At 42.8% G+C, this 19,229-nt stretch carries 17 protein-coding genes and 1 other annotated feature; of the genes, 16 read left to right on the plus strand and 1 reads right to left on the minus strand.

Annotated features, from left to right (window positions below; translation table 11 throughout):
- The first annotated feature begins 220 nt into the window (after positions 1–220).
- The 10 genes from gtfA to STRCR_RS05700 all read left to right on the plus strand — a co-directional run bounded on the left by gtfA (position 221) and on the right by STRCR_RS05700 (position 13,965).
- Positions 221–1,729, plus strand: coding sequence for an accessory Sec system glycosyltransferase GtfA (gtfA, locus tag STRCR_RS05655; RefSeq protein WP_004226152.1), 1,509 nt, complete (start codon positions 221–223; stop codon positions 1,727–1,729).
- A complete protein-coding gene (gene gtfB / locus STRCR_RS05660) occupies positions 1,726–3,537 on the plus strand; it encodes an accessory Sec system glycosylation chaperone GtfB (protein ID WP_004227461.1) in 1,812 nt (603 codons plus the stop codon). Before gtfA ends, gtfB begins: the two co-directional genes overlap by 4 nt.
- A gap of 286 nt (positions 3,538–3,823) precedes the next feature.
- The gene (hemW, locus tag STRCR_RS05665) at positions 3,824–4,957 is read left to right on the plus strand and encodes a radical SAM family heme chaperone HemW (RefSeq protein ID WP_004229312.1); all 1,134 of its coding nucleotides are present in this window, start codon (positions 3,824–3,826) and stop codon (positions 4,955–4,957) included.
- A 289-nt stretch (positions 4,958–5,246) separates the two neighbouring features.
- Complete coding sequence (locus STRCR_RS05670) at positions 5,247–5,984, plus strand: acyl-ACP thioesterase domain-containing protein (RefSeq protein ID WP_004227045.1); 738 nt, start codon at positions 5,247–5,249, stop codon at positions 5,982–5,984.
- Positions 5,985–6,265: 281 nt separating this feature from the next.
- Positions 6,266–7,030, plus strand: coding sequence for a TIGR01457 family HAD-type hydrolase (locus STRCR_RS05675; protein ID WP_004226992.1), 765 nt, complete (start codon positions 6,266–6,268; stop codon positions 7,028–7,030).
- Complete coding sequence (locus STRCR_RS05680) at positions 7,031–7,693, plus strand: TIGR01906 family membrane protein (protein WP_004228935.1); 663 nt, start codon at positions 7,031–7,033, stop codon at positions 7,691–7,693.
- A gap of 145 nt (positions 7,694–7,838) precedes the next feature.
- The gene (gene ndk / locus STRCR_RS05685) at positions 7,839–8,255 is read left to right on the plus strand and encodes a nucleoside-diphosphate kinase (RefSeq protein ID WP_004229878.1); all 417 of its coding nucleotides are present in this window, start codon (positions 7,839–7,841) and stop codon (positions 8,253–8,255) included.
- A 325-nt stretch (positions 8,256–8,580) separates the two neighbouring features.
- Positions 8,581–10,413 (plus strand): translation elongation factor 4, encoded by a 1,833-nt coding sequence (gene lepA / locus STRCR_RS05690; protein WP_004229897.1) that lies wholly within the window; start codon positions 8,581–8,583, stop codon positions 10,411–10,413.
- Between the two features lie 323 nt (positions 10,414–10,736).
- Entirely contained in the window at positions 10,737–13,304 is a 2,568-nt protein-coding gene (locus STRCR_RS05695; RefSeq protein ID WP_040804502.1) for a GBS Bsp-like repeat-containing protein, read from the plus strand.
- Positions 13,305–13,461: 157 nt separating this feature from the next.
- Positions 13,462–13,965, plus strand: a complete 504-nt coding sequence (locus tag STRCR_RS05700; protein WP_004229273.1) for an EbsA family protein — start codon at positions 13,462–13,464, stop codon at positions 13,963–13,965.
- Here the strand turns inward: STRCR_RS05700 and STRCR_RS05705 are convergent.
- Entirely contained in the window at positions 13,949–14,146 is a 198-nt protein-coding gene (locus tag STRCR_RS05705; protein WP_004228511.1) for a ferredoxin, read from the minus strand. The two genes, STRCR_RS05700 and STRCR_RS05705, sit on opposite strands and share 17 nt — an antisense overlap.
- 52 nt (positions 14,147–14,198) lie before the next feature.
- Between STRCR_RS05705 and STRCR_RS05710 the strand changes: the two genes are divergently transcribed.
- The 6 genes from STRCR_RS05710 (at position 14,199) to STRCR_RS05740 (ending at position 19,199) form a co-directional block, all read left to right on the plus strand.
- Positions 14,199–14,834, plus strand: coding sequence for an SAG1386/EF1546 family surface-associated protein (locus STRCR_RS05710; RefSeq protein WP_004226120.1), 636 nt, complete (start codon positions 14,199–14,201; stop codon positions 14,832–14,834).
- Position 14,835: 1 nt separating this feature from the next.
- Positions 14,836–15,516, plus strand: a complete 681-nt coding sequence (gene cmk, locus STRCR_RS05715; protein ID WP_004227552.1) for a (d)CMP kinase — start codon at positions 14,836–14,838, stop codon at positions 15,514–15,516.
- A gap of 23 nt (positions 15,517–15,539) precedes the next feature.
- Positions 15,540–15,669: a sequence feature (ribosomal protein L20 leader region), on the plus strand.
- A gap of 14 nt (positions 15,670–15,683) precedes the next feature.
- Entirely contained in the window at positions 15,684–16,217 is a 534-nt protein-coding gene (gene infC, locus STRCR_RS05720) for a translation initiation factor IF-3 (protein WP_004228388.1), read from the plus strand.
- A gap of 40 nt (positions 16,218–16,257) precedes the next feature.
- A complete protein-coding gene (rpmI, locus tag STRCR_RS05725; RefSeq protein WP_004229520.1) occupies positions 16,258–16,458 on the plus strand; it encodes a 50S ribosomal protein L35 in 201 nt (66 codons plus the stop codon).
- A gap of 47 nt (positions 16,459–16,505) precedes the next feature.
- Entirely contained in the window at positions 16,506–16,865 is a 360-nt protein-coding gene (gene rplT / locus STRCR_RS05730) for a 50S ribosomal protein L20 (protein WP_004227782.1), read from the plus strand.
- A gap of 1,035 nt (positions 16,866–17,900) precedes the next feature.
- A complete protein-coding gene (locus STRCR_RS05740) occupies positions 17,901–19,199 on the plus strand; it encodes a polysaccharide deacetylase family protein (RefSeq protein ID WP_004226599.1) in 1,299 nt (432 codons plus the stop codon).
- The last annotated feature ends 30 nt before the right edge of the window (positions 19,200–19,229 follow it).

The raw sequence follows: 19,229 nt of genomic DNA on the forward strand, positions 1-19,229 counted from the left end.
GAAAATTTTGGTTCGTATTCCCACCCCCGCACAGTTGGCTAGGCTTTCCGCTTTGGCCTTGTGGCAAAAGGAAAACCAGCCAACCACTGTGCCAAGAGTTTATTCCAAAACAGGAATACTGGACGATTTTTTGCCCATCCTCTACTGATTGAGTCCCACTCTCAGCCAGCTTTCCAACTAGTCAGTCTAGTTAGATAATTATTGATTTAGAAAGGTCACTATGACAGTTTATAATATCAATCTAGGAATTGGTTGGGCTTCCAGCGGTGTTGAATACGCCCAAGCCTACCGTTCTAAAGTTTTTAAAAAACTTGGGATAGCTGCCAAGTTTGTTTTTACCGACTTTTTCAGTCAGGATAATATTGTTGATATGGCCCGCAATGTCGGTTTTAGTGATGACCAGATTATCTGGATGTATACCTATTTTACTGACCAGACGCCCGCTCCAACGACCTTGACTGAAGCCGATCTCAAGGCCCAATTTACAAGGGATATTACCAAGACTGACCGAGAAGACAAGTTGGTGCGTTTCTATTTTGGCGACCGCGATTTTGCAACTGCCTATTATTGCCGCCACAGCAGGGAAATTATTCATCGGATTGAATTTGTTTCTAATGGGAATCTGGTTCGTAAGGACTTCTATAACAATGGTAAGCATCTTTCCTTTACCGAGTACTATGCCCCTAAAGACAATGCAGCCAAGCTCTATAAGCGATCCTACTACAATTTAGATGGCAGCATTGCCTACGATGAAATTACCGATGGGGATCAACCTTTCTTCCGTTTTCCAAATCGGATTCTCTACTCCAAAGAGGAATTGGTTGCTTACTTTATGGAAAGGCTAGAGCTGACTTCAGAAGATTTGGTCCTTTTGGATCGTTCAACAGGTATTGGTCAGGCTGTCTTTCGCCATGTTAAACCTGCTAAATTAGGTGTGGTTGTCCATGCTGAGCACTACAGTGAAAATGGGACTAATGCTAATTCAGTCCTCTGGAATAATTACTACGATTTCCAATTTACCAATGCAGACAGTGTTGATGTCTTTATTGTGGCAACTGACCGCCAAAGAGAAATCCTTAGCCAGCAGTTCTCGGTTTATAAGCATCAGGAACCCAAGATTGTGACTATTCCGGTCGGTTCCTTAGATGAGATTAAAGAGCCTAAGAGCCCACGGATTCCTTTCTCTGTCATGACGGCCTCGCGCTTGGCAACTGAAAAGCATGTGGACTGGTTGATTGAGGCCGTTGTCGAAGCTCGTGAGTTGGTGCCAGATATTAATTTTGATATCTACGGTTCTGGCAGCGAAGAAGACAAACTGCGTCAAATTATTGATGAAAAAGGCGCTAAGGATTATATCCAACTCCGAGGCCATCAGGATTTGAGTCATACCTATATGCACCATGAGGTTTACCTCTCAGCTTCCAAGAGTGAGGGCTTTGGTCTGACCCTCATGGAGGCCATTGGCTCAGGAATGCCTCTGATTGGGTTTGATGTCCGTTATGGTAATCAGAATTTTATCAAGGGCGAGGAAAACGGTTATCTGATTCCCATTTCTGAATTGGATACCGATCAAGAAATCGTTGAAAGCTTGAGTACGAAGATTGTCCAGATCTTTACCCTGGCCAACTTAGACAGCATGCATCGAGTCTCTTATGATATGGCAAAGGACTATCTAACCGATAAGGTTGAAGCAAAATGGAATCAACTGATTAAGGAGCTTGAGCAATGATTAATCTTTTTGAAAATTATAATCAAGATAGCTGGGACCTGCATTATTCTCTCATTCTGTCAGGCTACCAAAATACGACTATTGCCATCAATGACAATGGTTTTCTGCCAGATGATGTGACCTCTCCCTTCCTCTTTTTCACTGGTTTTGTCAATGCGACAGGAAAGCCTCTGCATTTCAACGAAATCCCGGTACCCAAGTTCTGGGAAATCAAGGCGACCAATTCTAGTGGTGAAATTTTTGACCTCAATAAAAAACGGGCCAATATCCATTTTTCAAAACCTAGTCACAACCGCTTTGTTCAATCAGTTGACTGGTTAGATGAAGCAGGCAAGGTTCGCTCAACCGACCATTACAATAAGTACGGTTACCGCTTTGCCCAAACCATCTATAACCGTGAGAGTCAAGCTGTTCAGAAGTCTTATTATGACAAGTCTGGCAAGGAAGTCTTGGTGGAAAATTATGTAACGAGCGATTTGATTTTGGAACACGAGGGTAAGATTTACATCTTCAAGTCCAAGGCTGATTTTGTCACTTACTATATTCAGGCCTCCGGCTATGATTTGGATCGCATTATCTTTAATTCTCTGGGAATGCCTTTCTTGGTAAAATATCAGCTGCACCAAAAAGGAGAAGATGTTCTCTTCTGGCAGGAGCCAATTGGCGATAGTCTGCCTTATAACATGCAGTTACTGTTGGATCCAGCAGCAGAGCGAAAGACTAAGATTATTGTTCAGGATTTTAAAACCTATGAGCAAATCCTGCGGATGGTAACTCCAGAGCAGAGAGAGGCCTTTACCTATGTCGGTCTCCTCTATCCATTCCAGCGTGATAATCAGGCGCGCAAGGAAGCGCTGATTTTGACCAATTCTGACCAGTTGGATTATGTGGAAAATATTATCGAAGATTTCCCTGACATGACCTTGCATATTGCTGCTCTAACGGAAATGTCCAGTAAGCTTCTCAGTCTGGGCCGTTTCAGCAATGTCCATCTCTATCCCAATGTGACTAATCTGACTGTCCGGCAGCTTTTTGGCCGCTGTGATATCTATTTGGATATTAATCAAGGCAATGAAATTCTTTCGGCCATTCGGACCGCTTTTGAAAGTCGTCAGTTGATTCTCGGTTTCAAGGAGCGGATGCACAATCCTCGGTACTCAGCTCCTGAGTTCTTCTTCGACTTGGGTAACTATGCCAGCTTCCGCGATAAGCTCCGTAATGTTTTGGGCAATCGAGCAGCCATCACTCTGGATCTCCAATCCCAATATAAGGCGGCGAACCTAGCTATGCCAGAGGATTATCGCCGTGAATTGGGGCAGCCGAAACCAGCGCTGCCAGAAGTTGAGGACAGTCCTCTAACAGCTCAGTCAGACCGCACAGTGCCTGCAGACAATATGGAAGCAGAAGCTAATGCTGCTGAAACTGTTTACGAAGAGGTTGCAGAAGCTACTCGGGACTTAGAAACGACGGACGTACCAGTAGATGACTCAGCTGGAGATACACCCGCAGATGAACCACTTCAAGAAGCAGGAGCTGCCCTCACGGACCCAGCACAAGTTTTTGAAGCAGCTTCAAGCCAGGATTATCAGCCTGCTCAAATCCAAGCGGAAGCCCTGCTCGATGCAGAAGGTCCCAGCTTTACAGTCGATTTGACCGTGCCAGTTTCGACAGACGATACCGAAGCCAATGATTTCTCAGCGGATGCTTTGAAAGCTCCAGATCTACTCCAGACTGAGCAAGCAGAGGCTCATACGAAACCTTCGGTCCATCTTGAACCAAATGAACTCGCAGAAGAAAATCAAGATTAGAAAATAAGAAGACAACCGATAAAGTTAGCCAGCGAATGAAGCCGCTGGCTTTTACTTTGTTCAAGTCTTAGTATTTTGACTCGTCACTAGCCATTTAAAGAGGATTATTATTTCCTTTTAGAGCTTCATACTAATACTAGACTTGTTTGTAATCTGATATGGAATTACTATTTACCCATTACCTACTTCAGAAACCCTAGAGCCTTTTCTTGTCTCACTTATCATAAGTAGGTTTTTTTCAATCCCCTCCCTTAATTTCTTCTTTCTAAAATGCTATAATAAAGCCATGTTTATTAAACCCACTTCAGCTTATGTGCATATTCCTTTTTGCACGCAAATTTGCTATTATTGCGACTTTTCCAAGGTCTTTATCAAGAAACAGCCGGTTGATGATTATTTGGAAAAGCTGTTGGAGGAGTTTCGTTTCTACGATATTAGAACATTGCGAACGCTCTATATTGGCGGCGGAACTCCGACGGCTCTTTCGGCTTCGCAGTTGGATTACCTGCTGTCGGGTTTGCAGGAGCAATTGGATTTATCGCTTCTGGAAGAATTCACCATCGAGGCCAACCCCGGTGATTTGACGGCGGATAAGATTGCTGTGCTTGAAAAATCAGCGGTCAATCGGGTCTCACTTGGCGTGCAAACCTTTGATGATCAGGAGCTCAAACGAATCGGCCGCAGTCACAATGAAGCACAGATCTATGAGTCGGTTTCAGCCCTCAAAGCAGCAGGTTTTGATAATATTTCTATCGACCTGATTTATGCTCTGCCCGATCAGACTATGGATCAGGTTAAAATCAATGTTAAAAAGGCTTTATCTCTGAATATTCCCCATCTCAGTCTCTACAGTCTGATTTTGGAGAATCATACGGTCTTTATGAACAAAATGCGACGGGGTCGACTTCATTTGCCTAATGAGGATGTTGAGAGCGATATGTTTACCTATATTATTGATGAGCTGGAAAAGCATGGGTTTGAGCATTACGAGATTTCCAATTTCACCAAGCCGGGCTATGAGAGCCGGCACAATCTGGTTTACTGGGATAATGCTGAGTATTACGGAGTCGGAGCGGGAGCTTCGGGTTATTTGGACGGCGTTCGCTACCGCAACCGTGGCCCAATCCAGCACTACCTAAAAGCTATTTCAGAGGAAGGTCAGGCCCGTTTGCATGAAGAAGAATTGACTAAGACCGAGCAGATGGAAGAAGAAATCTTCCTTGGACTGCGAAAGAAAGCGGGTATCTCTATCAGCCGCTTTGAGGAAAAATTTCAGGAGGACTTCCAGCAGCGGTATGGTCGGATTGTGGCCGATTTGCTGACGGACGGTTTGCTTCAAGTCACAGGTAATCAGCTGCGTATGACCAAGCGGGGCCTTTTCTTGGGTGACACCGTGGCTGAGAAATTTATACTTGATTAGGGAGTGCGTCCAAGATCAGTATGGCAAAGCTATCGATTCTGGAGACTCAACTTCGCATAGTTGCTACTGGTTTTCTCAAATAGTCTGGGAGACTGTTTGACCTATGGCTTGCTTGTCAGGATAGGGCATCCAACCAGCAGTGGTTCATTGGTGATGAAACGCCTCATGACCTATGCAGGGATAAGACGAAGTTGGTATAGTCAACAAGTCTTACTCCCAACCAACTGCGTCAAAGTAGTGATTGAAAAGTAGTGAGGGCAGGACGTGTCCCGATTTAAAAGGAGAAATCATGGGAAAAAAATTTCAGGTGGCTTATCAGGTTCCATTTTACGAGAGTGATATCAATCATCAGATTAAAGTGCCTCATCTGCTGTCCTTTGCCCTTCAGGTATCGGGCTTGCAGTCAGAAAGTTTGGGCAATACTGATGACTGGCTTTTGGACAATTTTAATTTGGTTTGGGTCATTACTGACTATGAGCTGGATATCCAGCGCCTGCCTCGCTATGCGGAAAATATTGTAGTAGAGACCGAGGCAATTGCCTACAACAAACTTTTTTGTTATCGGAAGTTCTATATTTACGGCGAAGATGGTCAGCAGATTATTGAGATTTTCTCCACCTTCGTCCTTATGGATTACGATACCCGAAAGGTTGTGACAGTCAAGGATGAAATTGTAGCCCCTTATGGTTCTGAAAAAATTAAAAAAGTGATTCGAGGTCCAAAATATAAACCCCTGAAAGAAGCGGAAGAATCCCTCTTTCATGTGCGGTATTTGGATTTGGATATGAATGGCCATGTCAACAACAGCAAATATCTGGAATGGATGTATGAGGCGATGGATATTGATTTTCTCAAGACCCATGTGCCCAAGAAAGTTCATCTTAAGTACCTCAAGGAAATTCACTACGGGAAGGATATTATTACTCGGATTAAACAGGATGGCTTGATCAGCCAGCACGAAATTAAAACTGATCAGGGTCTTCATGCCCAAGCTCAGATTGAGTGGCGGGAACGCAACGAGGCTTAAGCCGCTGCCGAATATTTTTTGACTCAGTCCTTTCTTAAGATAGTAACTCTAGTAAACAGTGGCTGCTTTGCTTTTAGACAGCAGACTGAGGCTGGGTAAAAACTCGTCCAGAGTCCTGTTTTAGAATCAATTCTAGGCGCAGTGTTGGGAGTGAAACGGTCTGGGAAGAGACCGTTTCAGGCCATCGCCTAGAAATTAAGAAGTGGTGAGAACCAGAATTTTCAATTTTTGGGTTGATCCCACTCCCTTATTTTTAAAGAAATCAGCATATAGGAGTAAATATGACTTACAAAGGTTATTTAATTGATTTAGACGGAACCATTTACCGAGGGAAGGAGCGGATTCCAGCAGGTGAGCGCTTTATCAAACGCCTGCAGGAGCAAAAGATCCCCTATACCTTGGTGACCAACAACACTATGCGGACCCCGCAGATGGTGCAAGAAATGTTGGCTAAGCATTTTAATGTGGAAACGCCGCTGGAGACTATCTACACAGCGACTTTGGCAACTGTCGATTACATGAATGATATGAAGCGGGGCAAGACCGCCTATGTTATCGGCGAAGTCGGCCTCAAGTCAGCCATTGCTGAGGCTGGCTATATCGAGGATAAGGATAATCCTGCCTACGTTGTGGTCGGTCTTGACCGTGGGTTGACCTATGAAATGTTGGTGACGGCCACTCTGGCCATTCAAAAGGGGGCTCTCTTTATCGGGACCAATCCTGATCTCAATATTCCAACCGAGCGCGGCCAAGAACCAGGAGCTGGCGCTATTCAAAAGCTTTTGGAGGTAGCTACCCGAGTCAAACCGGTTATTATCGGCAAACCAGAAGCTGTCATTATTAATAAGGCTCTGGAGCGATTGGGTCTGGAACGCTCACAAGCTCTGATGGTTGGTGATAACTATATGACCGATATTATGGCCGGTATCAAAAACGATGTTGATACTCTGTTGGTTCTAACTGGTTTCACTAAGCCGGAGGAAGTGTCGGGCCTGCCTATTAAACCTAGCCATGTCGTGGACAGCTTGGACGACTGGGAGCTCTAAATGAAAGATAAACTAAAATTGGTTGGCTTTGCCCTCTGGCTTTTAAGCTTAGCCATTTTGTTGACTATTTATTTGGCTTGGGCCATCTATCCTTTGGAAAATCATTGGCTGAACTTGGCCAGCCTCAGAGGACTGTCCAGCCAGCAGCTACTCCATAATTTCCATCAGCTTATGGGGTATCTGACCCTGCCCTGGGTGACCAAGCTCAAGATGAGCAACTTTCCATCATCAGCAGACGGGTTGGCTCATTTTCGAGATGTTAAGCACCTCTTTCATTTAGATCAGGCTATTTTCTTGCTGGGGTTAGTCCCCTCTTGGCTTTATTTCAGGAGACAGTTGCGGATCAAGTCTTTCTGGCTCTCCAGCAGAGTCTTTTCAGGCCTAGCTACTCTGCCAGTCTTACTGGGGATTTTAGCTTTTTTCATCGGTTTTGATCAATTTTTCACGCTTTTTCATCATTTGCTTTTTCCCGGTGCAACTAATTGGCTTTTTAATCCCTATACTGATCCCATCATTTGGGTTCTGCCTGAGGATTATTTTCTGCATTGTTTTATTCTTTTTTTTGTTCTTTATGAAATCGTCATGTTAGGCTGTTTTTGGCTAAGCAAAGGAAGCCTGCAGGCCTATCGCAAGGAGCAGGAGAATGGAGTGGTCTCTAAATAATCAGACGTGCAGATGGAGTGCCTTATGTCAACAGCTTGGCAGTTACCATACTTCTTTCTGCAAATGATTCCATGGAATTTTCTGAAAATCCTGCTATAATAAAACTATATTTTAAAATTTTTGCTATTCATTCGAGGAGTTTATCATGGAAGAAACTTTTTTTATCTTAAAGCCGGATTGCCTAGAGCGCGGGCTGGTGGGCCAAGTCTTGCAGCGGGCAGAAGTGAGGGGACTAAAAATTAACCGCATGGAAATGCGCCAGATTGATCGGTCGCTTTTGGAAGAGCATTATGCTGACCTAGTTGACAAGCCCTTTTTCCCAGCAATTACCGACTTTATGACTAGCGGTCCTGTTATTGTCGGGACTTTTACAGGCGTTGGAGCGGTTCAAGCTTGGCGGGATATGCTGGGAGCTACAGATCCTAGCAAGGCTCTGCCCGGCACCATTCGCGGTGACTATGCTTTAGGATCATTTCCCGGTGAGGCCATCAAGAACATCGCTCACGGTTCCGATTCTTTAGCGTCTGCCCAAAGGGAAATTGCTATCTGGTTTGACGAATAACTGAAGAAATTTAGCTTTAGAGGTGGGGTCATGATGCCCATCTTTTTTAATTGACAGACCTAAAAAGTAGTATCATAGGGTTTTGTCGTTGTTATTTCTTAACGCAGTGATTGGCTTGTGATGAAAGGATTGTTGTTTCAATGTCGAGCATTTAAGCTGCGACAAAGTGTCGGCTCTGTTGACTTTCCTTTTAGGAAGTGACAGCAAGCCATCTTACTAACTGAGAGAGGGAGGAACGTTGTGCTAATTCATCAATTTGCGACTTCTTTCCCACTCCCTTTTTTGGTATAATAGAGTGATTAATTTTCACTGATAAGGACGAATCATGGATATTCAAGAACTTAAAAAACGGCAGGAGAAAATTCGAAATTTCTCTATCATTGCCCATATTGACCACGGGAAATCAACTCTGGCTGACCGAATTTTGGAGAAAACTGAGACAGTTTCCGACCGTGAAATGCAGGCCCAGCTGCTTGACAGCATGGACTTAGAGCGGGAGCGTGGTATTACGATCAAGCTCAATGCTGTTCAGCTTAACTATACCGACAAGGATGGCGAAACCTATATTTTCCACCTGATTGACACACCAGGACATGTCGATTTCACTTATGAAGTGTCGCGTTCGCTTGCGGCTTGCGAAGGAGCAATATTGGTGGTGGATGCTGCCCAAGGTATCGAAGCTCAAACCTTGGCCAATGTCTATCTGGCTTTAGATAACGATCTGGAAATTCTGCCCGTTATCAATAAAATCGATTTGCCAGCCGCTGATCCAGAGCGGGTTCGTCAGGAAATCGAAGATGTCATCGGTCTGGATGCCAGTGAGGCTGTTTTGGCTTCAGCCAAGGCTGGTATCGGAATCGAAGAAATCCTTGAGCAAATCGTTGAGAAGGTTCCAGCTCCAACTGGAGATGTGGAAGCCCCCCTGCAGGCTCTGATTTTTGACTCGGTTTATGATGCCTATCGCGGGGTTATCCTCCAAGTTCGGATTGTCAATGGTCTGGTCAAACCGGGAGACAGGATTCAGCTCATGTCCAATGGTAAGACCTTTGATGTCACTGAGGTTGGTATTTTTACTCCTAAAGCCGTTGGCCGAGACTATCTAGCAACTGGTGATGTCGGTTATATTGCTGCCTCGATCAAGACTGTGGCTGATACGCGGGTTGGGGATACCATTACCCTAGCTGACCGACCAGCAGAGCAAGCTTTGCACGGCTACAAGCAGATGAATCCCATGGTCTTTGCCGGTCTCTATCCTGTCGAGTCCAATAAGTATAATGACCTGCGGGAAGCCTTGGAAAAGCTCCAGCTTAATGATGCAAGCTTACAATTTGAACCGGAAACCTCGCAGGCTTTGGGATTTGGTTTTCGGGCTGGTTTCTTGGGGCTCCTTCACATGGATGTTATTCAGGAACGACTGGAGCGGGAATTCAATATTGATTTGATTATGACGGCTCCATCCGTTGTTTACCATATCAATACCACAGATGGAGAGCTGTTGGAAGTTTCTAACCCTTCTGAATTTCCTGACTCAACCAAAGTCGATAGTATTGAGGAGCCTTTTGTTAAGGCCCAGATCATGGTTCCGCAGGAATATGTTGGGGCAGTTATGGAGCTCTGCCAACGGAAGCGGGGTGACTTTGTCACTATGGAATATATTGACGATAATCGAGTCAATGTTATTTATCAAATTCCGTTGTCTGAAATCGTCTTTGATTTCTTTGACAAGTTGAAGTCCTCAACGCGTGGCTATGCTAGCTTTGATTATGAAATTTCCGAATACCGCAGGTCCAAATTGGTGAAGATGGATATCCTGCTCAATGGTGAAAAAGTTGATGCCCTCAGCTTCATTGTTCACAGTGAATTTGCCTATGAGCGCGGCAGGCTGATTGTTGAAAAACTCAAGAAAATCATCCCGCGCCAACAATTTGAAGTGCCTATTCAGGCTGCCATCGGTCAAAAGATTGTGGCACGGTCCGACATTAAGGCCCTGCGAAAGAATGTTCTGGCTAAGTGTTACGGTGGCGACGTTTCCCGGAAGCGTAAACTACTTGAAAAGCAAAAAGCTGGTAAGAAACGCATGAAAACTATCGGATCTGTCGAGGTTCCACAAGAGGCCTTCCTCTCAGTCCTATCTATGGATGAAGATGAGAAAAAATAAGTCTGTCGAGGCTGGACAAGTGTTTGCCCAGCTTCTTTTTTACGGACAATAATTTGAACTCTTTATCAATAGTTAGTCGGACAGTTAAGGCAGAGAATGCTTTGGCGAATAAGATTCGAATGAAAAGCGTTATAAAAGGGGAGCAGCTATTTGAATTATAGTTTTACAGAGACGCCTTTGGCGTATCAATTTTCTTTTTATGGAATATTAGGGGACCCCTCTTAAACTAATTCCAAAAGCCTTGGAAGCCCTATCTATTGTTGATATTAGGCGATTATGGTAAACTAACTTCATTAATCAAATTAAAAAAGGAATTAGGACGAATGCGGAAAAAAATGTACAAAGCTAAGAAACATTGGGTAATTGCCAGTGCGGCTGCCCTGACTGTGTTGGGGACAAGTGGTTTAGTCTCTGCTGATGAAACCAGTGATGTTCCAGCTGGTTCGGCAAGAGAGGTTGCTCCAGTGGATCAATCCGTGACAACCGATACTGATGCTAGCCAGCAAGAACAAGCCAACCAAGCTCATCAAGCAGCTCTGGCCAATTCTGAGGCAACCAGAGTTTCAGAAGCAGTTCCGACCAATCAGCAGTCTACGTCTGAGATAGATTCAAGTCAAGCTAATTCAGAAAGCCAAGCGACATCAGAAGTATCCACTAATCAGCTTGCTTCAGAGGCAGGTACTGTTCAGGCTGATCAAATTCAACCTGTTTCAGAACCGGCGACTGATACAACAGTTGTTCGAGCGAGCGTTTCTACAACAGTCAGTCGGGCTAGCGCCGCCAATCAAGCTTCGTCTCAAGTGACGACTGCCTCTGTATCTGGTCAAATGATGACGATTCAATATAATCGTCCAATGGCTAAAGATGAGGTTATTTATTTTGCGGTTTGGACCGAAAAGAATGATCAAGATGATATGGTTTGGTATACTGCTAATGATAAAGGTGCTGCCTATATAGATCTTGCTAAACATCGCTCTTATGGGAAATATATTATTCATACCTATTCTAAAATTGGAGAACATTTTGTAGGTCGAAATGCAACAAGCACTGAGGTTAATCCTCCTCAAATTTCTACTAAGATTGTACCAAACTCAGATGGGACTTATAGTTTAACGGTCAATAATGTTTCTGATGATATTACCGATCTTTTGGTGCCAGTTTGGTCAGATAAAAATGATCAAGATGATATTGCTTGGTATCATGCTGAAAAGTCAGGTGCTACTAGCTACAGCTTAAGGATCAATCCATCTAATCATCACAATGATTTAGGGCATTATAGTGTTCATATATATGGACAAAGTTCTATTACAGGTGGCTTGGTAGGCTTAGCAGCTACTTCTGGCTTTGATAAAAAAGAGACTGCTGATGCCATCAAGGTTGCTCCGCAAAATAATGTTACAGCTAGTTTGGATACAAATGGTATTAAACTTCACCTAGATTCAAATGAGGTAGCAAACCTCAGCAATATTTATTTTGCTGTTTGGTCTCAAACTGGAGATCAGGACGATGTCCATTGGTATCAAGCTGACAGCAGTTTCTCAGCATTAGCCCCTTATACTAATCATTCTGGTTACGGAACTTATCATATTCATACTTACGCAAATAAGGGTGGAAAATTTGTTGGTATCAATACCACTACGATAGATGTCCCTTCACCGACTGCTTCAGCTAACATTAGCAAGCAAGATGATGTAACTTATAGGGTTACAGTTGATAAAGTGCCAAGTTACATAACATCGGTTCTAGTTCCTGTCTGGACTGAAAAAAATGATCAGGATGATATTGTATGGTACGACACAACTAAAAATGCCGATGGCAGTTATACTGGACTCATTAAGCTGAAGAATCATAATTTTGAATCAGGGAAATACCTTGTTCATCTGTATGGCTACTCAAGCCTTGATGGTGGGCGTTTAATTGGCTTATCAGCTGCTGATTTTTCTGTAGCAGATGCAGTTACGCCAGCCGAAGTTTGGCCAACCGTTAGGGATCATAACGCTGAACAGGGGACTATGAGAGTTATTCTCAATGAAACAGATCATTCTAAAAAAGCTAAAAGCATGGATGTTGCAGTGTGGTCAGAAGAAAACCAAACTAATATTCATTGGTATAGTGCAGATGTCAATAATGGTGTTGCCAGTGTAGATATCAATCAAAGTAACCATGGAAATATTAAGGGCAGCTACACCGTCCACGTCTATGTTAACTATCAAGATGGTAGCCGGACTGGCTTCAATTTAGGGCAGTATGATTTAAATAAAGCAAGAGCCAATCGTTACTTTATCGACGTCAGCAGCTATAATGACAACATTTCTGTTGAAAGTTATCGTTCGCTCAAGGCGCGTGGAATCACAGGAGTTGTGGTTAAACTGACTGAAGGAAATTCTTACATTAACCCTTATGCAGCTCGTCAGATTACTAATGCAAGAGCGGCTGGGCTCAAGGTTTCTGCTTATCATTTTGCCCGCTACACTAATGCGGATGAGGCCAGAAGCGAAGCAGCCTTCTTTGTCAATGTGGCTAAGTCTTATGGCCTGACTGCAGGAACTGCTATGGTTGATGATATTGAAGCAAGTGAGGTTCGGGCCAATGTCAATGAAAATACTGCGGTTTGGACCCAAACCATGAAGAGTATGGGCTATAATAACCTGATTTACTATACTATGGCCAGCTGGCTAGACACCCGAGGTGGTAGTTTCTCAACAGGCCAAGTTGGTATGGAAAATATGTGGGTAGCCCATTATGTCAATGGTTACAATCAAATGTCTGAAGAAGAAGCTGCCAATGATAATCTTTATAGCAATGCGGCAGCTTGGCAATATACCAGTGTTTCCAAAGCTTTGGGGGCCAATGTTGACCAAAGTATTGACTATACAGGTCGTTTGAGTTAAAACTTATTGAATAAAAGGGGGTTGGCAAAGTTTTTCCAATCTCCTTTTTAGTGTTCAAACCCAACAAGAAGGTATGAAAAATTCTTCCAAGTTTTTTCAGTTAGAATGGGAAATCTCTTCTTTTTATGGTAAAATGTACTGGTATGGAGGGGCCGCTATGATAAAGATATTTGGAAAAGTTAGATATCACTGGCAGCCGGAATTATCTTGGTCCATTATTTATTGGTCCATCACTTTTATTCCGATTTTTATTGCCATGTCATTATTCTATGAAAGGGCTTCTGTCCCAAGGACAGGATTGACCTTTATTGCCATCTTCATGATTTTTGTCGGTCTGGGATTTCACCGCTACTTTGTGATTGGTGAGGATAATAAACTTTGGATTATTTCCCTTAACTTTTTAAAACCACTCAAGGTTGATATTGCAAGCATCAAGCGGATTGAGGTGACACGAACAACTCTGGCCCTCATTTTTACGAATGGCAAGTCCCGGCTGTTTTATATGCGTAAGTGGCCTAAGAAATATTTCTTAGATGACCTAGCACTGAATCCAGCTTTCAAGGGGGAAGTGGAGCTGCTTGACCATTCGGATAGTTTGGATTATTTCAAGCTTTATCAAAATGATAAAAAAGAAAAGCCCTCGCTTAGGAATCAATCCTGAGGGCTTTCGTTGGACAAGATTTAACAGCTAAAAGGTTAGCTTGTGTGTCTGGCAGCATGCGTTCGAGCTTGTTGCTGTCAGCGAATTTGACAATACCGTCATCGTGGTAATCGAAGGCGGCAGAATAAGTTTGGCAGAGCCCGCAGGCAATGCATTTTTCTGGAATAATTGAGACTTTCATAGTATTATTTTAGTACGTATTGATTAATTTTACAAGGATGAGGGAGGACAGCATGTCTAAAAAACCATGGGAAACACCGATCAAAGAAGAAGTTGAAGAGCTTGAAGAAGTAAACGAAGCTGAAGAATTTGACAATGTCGAAGATGCGGAAATCAGGGATGTTGATGATAAAGCGGAGGCGGCAGCAGTTGAGGATGATGAGGATGACGATATTGTTATTGGGCGACATCGTTCTGGCGGTAGCCGCTCGGTCAGTAGTCAAAATCGTAGTTCCTTTGTCAGCACTCCAGTTTTGACTATTTTACTCAGTGTCTTCTTTGTGGTTGTAGTTGCTATTCTTTTCTTTGTCTTTTACACGTCAAACGGTGGCAGCAATGAAACTAAGGAAACTTCAAGTTTTTATGGTGCTTCTAAATCAAGTGCTAAACAAGAATCAAGTTCTGAGCAGCCTTCTAGTTCAGAATCTGATCCCCAAGAGAGTACAGAGGCGTCATCCAGTAGCGAATCTTCTTCGTCATCGTCTGCTTCTGGTGATGGTGAAACCATTACTGTTCAACCGGGTGAAGGTGAAGTGGCTATTGCAGCGCGTGCAGGAATCTCTGTTGACAAACTTAGAGAGCTTAATCCTGAACACATGACTCAAGGATACTGGTATGCTAATCCGGGTGATGAGGTACACGTAAACTAAGATGAAAACAATTAGAATTGCTATCGACGGTCCGGCTTCCAGTGGTAAGAGCACTGTTGCTAAGATTCTCGCCAAGAAATTGGGGTATACTTACTTAGATACAGGGGCCATGTATCGTTGTGCCACCTACTTGGCACTCAAACATGGTATTGATTTGGAGCAGGTTGATGCCTTATTAAAATTGCTTGACCGCTATCCGATTGCTTTTGGCAAAGCAGCTGATGGCAGTCAAACCGTCAGTCTGGGTAGTGAGGATGTTACGCTGGCTATCCGTCAAAATGATGTGACCAACCATGTCTCAGCTGTCTCAGCTATCCCTCAAGTTCGTGAAAAATTGGTTGATGAGCAGCGCCGAATCGCTGCGGGTGGGGCTATTATTATGGATGGCCGTGACATTGGGACAGTTGTCCTGCCTGATGCTGAGTTAAAGATCTTTTTGGTTGCTTCTGTTGAAGAACGGGCTGAGCGCCGCTTCAAAGAGAATCAAGAAAAAGGAATTGTAACTGATTTTGAGCAGCTTAAACAAGAAATTGCGGATCGGGATTACAAGGACAGCCACCGCAAGGTTTCTCCGCTGAAGGCAGCTGATGATGCCATTACCTTTGATACGACTGGGGTATCAATTGATGGTGTGGTTGATTTTATTTCAGAAAAAGCAGAGAAAATTATTGACAGAGGTTAGTCAACATGTTATACTGCTAACAATGAGGAAAGCAGAAGTGAGAGCTTCTCGCCTTGCGACTAACGTTGTCTGGCTCTACATGTCAAGTTTCATTTCCATGAAATATTACTGTAGTGCGGGCTTGCGTTGGCAAGTCCGCTTTCGTTTTTCTCTAAAAAAATGAAGAGGTGAAAATCATCGCAAAAAAAGATTTATTCATAAATGATGAAATTCGCGTTCGGGAAGTTCGCCTTGTGGGACTTGATGGAGAACAACTTGGAATCAAACCCCTGTCTGAAGCTCAAGCAGCGGCTGATGATGCTAATGTTGATCTCGTCTTGATCCAACCGCAGGCAACTCCACCAGTTGCTAAGATTATGGACTATGGAAAGTTCAAGTTTGAGTATCAAAAGAAACAAAAGGAGCAGCGCAAGAAACAAAGCACTGTTACTGTTAAGGAGATTCGTCTCAGTCCCGTTATTGATAAGGGTGACTTTGAAACCAAGCTCCGAAACGGCCGTAAGTTCTTGCAAAAGGGCAACAAGGTTAAGGTTTCTATCCGTTTTCGTGGACGGATGATCACTCACAAGGATATTGGTGCACAAGTCTTAGCTGACTTCGCTGAAGCGACGCAAGATATCGCTATCATTGAGCAACGCGCTAAGATGGACGGCCGCCAAATGTTCATGCAGTTGGCGCCAATCCCTGATAAGAAAAAATAAGGGATTTATCAGTCATTAAACTTAAAGAGGAGAAATTAAAATGCCAAAACAAAAAACACACCGCGCATCAGCTAAACGTTTTAAACGTACAAGTTCAGGCGGATTGAAACGCTTCCGTGCCTACACTTCACACCGCTTCCACGGTAAGACTAAAAAACAACGTCGTCATCTTCGTAAGGCAGCTATGGTGCATTCAGGAGATTTCAAACGTATCAAAGCAATGCTGTCTCAAATGAAATAAGGCATTTAGTCAAAGCAATTAAGAAGAATATTTGGAGGAAAATATAAATGGCTCGTGTTAAAGGTGGCGTTGTTTCTCGCAAACGCCGTAAACGTGTACTTAAATTAGCTAAAGGTTATTATGGTGCTAAGCATATCTTGTTCCGTACGGCAAAAGAACAAGTAATGAATTCTTACTACTATGCTTACCGTGACCGCCGTCAAAGAAAACGTGATTTCCGTAAATTGTGGATTACACGTATCAATGCGGCAGCTCGTATGAACGGTTTATCATATTCACAATTGATGCATGGTTTGAAATTGGCAGAAATTGAAGTTAACCGTAAAATGTTGGCAGACTTAGCTGTTAACGATGCAGCAGCTTTCACAGCACTGGCTGATGCGGCTAAAGCAAAACTTGGTAAATAAAAATGAGAAATGGGCCTAGCGCTCATTTTTTGTTTTTAAAATAAAATGTGGAAGAGACCAATGGCTTTAGTTAGTCATTAATTGAAATAAAATAATCCAGATAGTCTATGCAATGACTGCGAAGGTATAGCTTTTGTGCTTCAATGGCTTACTGTAGTAAGTAAACAAAATCTGCATTATCCCGACAGCATAACCGCTTAATTTGATATATAAATTTGGACTCAAGTTAGATAAAGCAATTGTTAGTATGCCAAGAGATAAATCTGATAAATGCAATCTGGAATATATTTGTAATAGAGCTGTAGGTAATTCAGACGCCTTCAGTGTTTTAAGGCCGTTAACCGGATAAACACTATTTCCAATGATTAACAGAATACCTATCCAAGCAAAGATACAGTATATCAAGCTACTACTAATTATTGCTAGCATAAAATAGTCGTCCTGCCTATGGTATAACATGAAAAAAATGATTGAGCCACTAAATAAAAATGATGCGATGGCTAGTAACTCATTACAAAATTTAAGCAATTTGCCATGCGATTTGGCCCAATGTACAGGGTCTGTTAAAAATAAGTCTGATTGTGAAAGGTGTGCTAAGAGTATTCTTGAGAGACTTAACATTAATGTCGATAGCATTGGAATTAGCAGTCTGTTCATAGTCATAATCTCCTATCGGGTTGATAATGCTATTATATCAAAGTTTTGATGAGTCTTTGGTGGAGTTTTGTATTATTGAGGAGGCTGAGCCATCATGGCTGTCTGTCCCACTCTCATCATTTAGAAAAATACCTTAATGCAATTACATTAGGTTCTTATTTAATTGACGATTTATTTTTTTAGCAGCATGCTTTGAGAAAGACAGAAATTGATACAATTTTCAGATAGGTAGCAATGACAGTTAGCTGTCTGGAAACTATCTCGTTTTGAATTTTAATGCTGAAATTTTGGCTTGCCTTTTGTCATAGATTATTGACAGCCTCTTGAAGCTCGGGACTAATTGCCCTATAATAGTAGATGTTGGAATGGAGGACAATTGTGAATAAACAACCGTATCGCTTCTGGGGTATCGTGCTCTGCTTAGTAGCTTTATTAGGAATAATACTGTACCAACATAGTGCTATTAGGAAGAACTTAGCCCGAGTAGCTAGGTCTGAGAAAGTTTTTAGCAAAAAGCAAGGCTCTGTAGTTGCCGCTAAGAAGGAGAATACTTGGCTTTACTATCCTTGTAATGATAAAGGAAAAACCTATGCTGGATTAAAAGAAACGATGAATAAAGCCGCTAAAACGGCTAAAGATGGTGATTATCGTTTCGTCGGTATGGCTTGTTCGGACTCTGCTTTAAAAAATGTCCAGCAGGCTAAATTTTATGAACACCCTTACTATAAGCAGGGGGTATCATTGCACAAAGGAAAAAGCAAAGAGCTTAGGAGTTTTTTAATCAAGTCGGATAATACGGTTTTGAAACTGACGGATCTACTATCGCGAACAACAGATTTAAAGGCAGCCTTATCGCCTAAGATTGAAGCAGCGCTTAAAGCCCAAGGAATCAGTAAGAAGCAGAAGGCTAAGGTCTTGACGGTCTTTAAACAGGAGAAGCTATCAAAGATAGCTTTTAGCTACAGCCAGTCTCGGCTAGTCTTAACTATCGGCGATCAAAAGGTTATGATTGCTGTTACCAGTCTTTACGATATTCTCAATCCTAATTATCTAAAAGATAAGGATCTGAAAGCCTATCAATCTTATAAACATGGAGCAGGTTTACAGGAGAAGATGTCAGGACACGTTGTTGCTCTGACCTTTGATGATGGTCCTAATCCTATGACAACACCTAAGGTCCTTAAAATTTTGAAGAAATACAAGGCTAAGGCCACCTTCTTTGTTGTCGGCCAAAGCGTTGCTGGCAATGAAGGTATCCTCAGGGAAGAGTTGAAGGACGGTCATGATATTGGCAACCACTCTTGGAATCATCCCCAATTGAATAAACTGCCGGTTAATCAAGCCTCTTCGCAAATTGCCCAAACAAGTCAGGCGATTGAAAAGGCAACAGGTCAGGCACCCAAACTTTTACGTCCGCCCTATGGTGCTACCAACGATAAGGTGCGGAGCTTAACAAATCTCTATCAAGTGCTTTGGGATGTTGATACATTGGATTGGAAAAATCGCAACACACAGGCTATTTTAAGTCAGGTAAAGTCTCAGGTGAAAAATGGCAGCGTTATTCTGATGCATGATATTCACCAGACAACGGTCGATGCTCTACCGACAGTGCTGGACTATTTAAGTTCACAGGGGTATAAGTTTGTGACTGTCAGTGAATTGTATGGTTATGTTTAATTTAGATAAGACTTGAGTTTCTCAGGTCTT

Source organism: Streptococcus criceti HS-6, from assembly GCF_000187975.2.
Classification (GTDB): domain Bacteria; phylum Bacillota; class Bacilli; order Lactobacillales; family Streptococcaceae; genus Streptococcus; species Streptococcus criceti.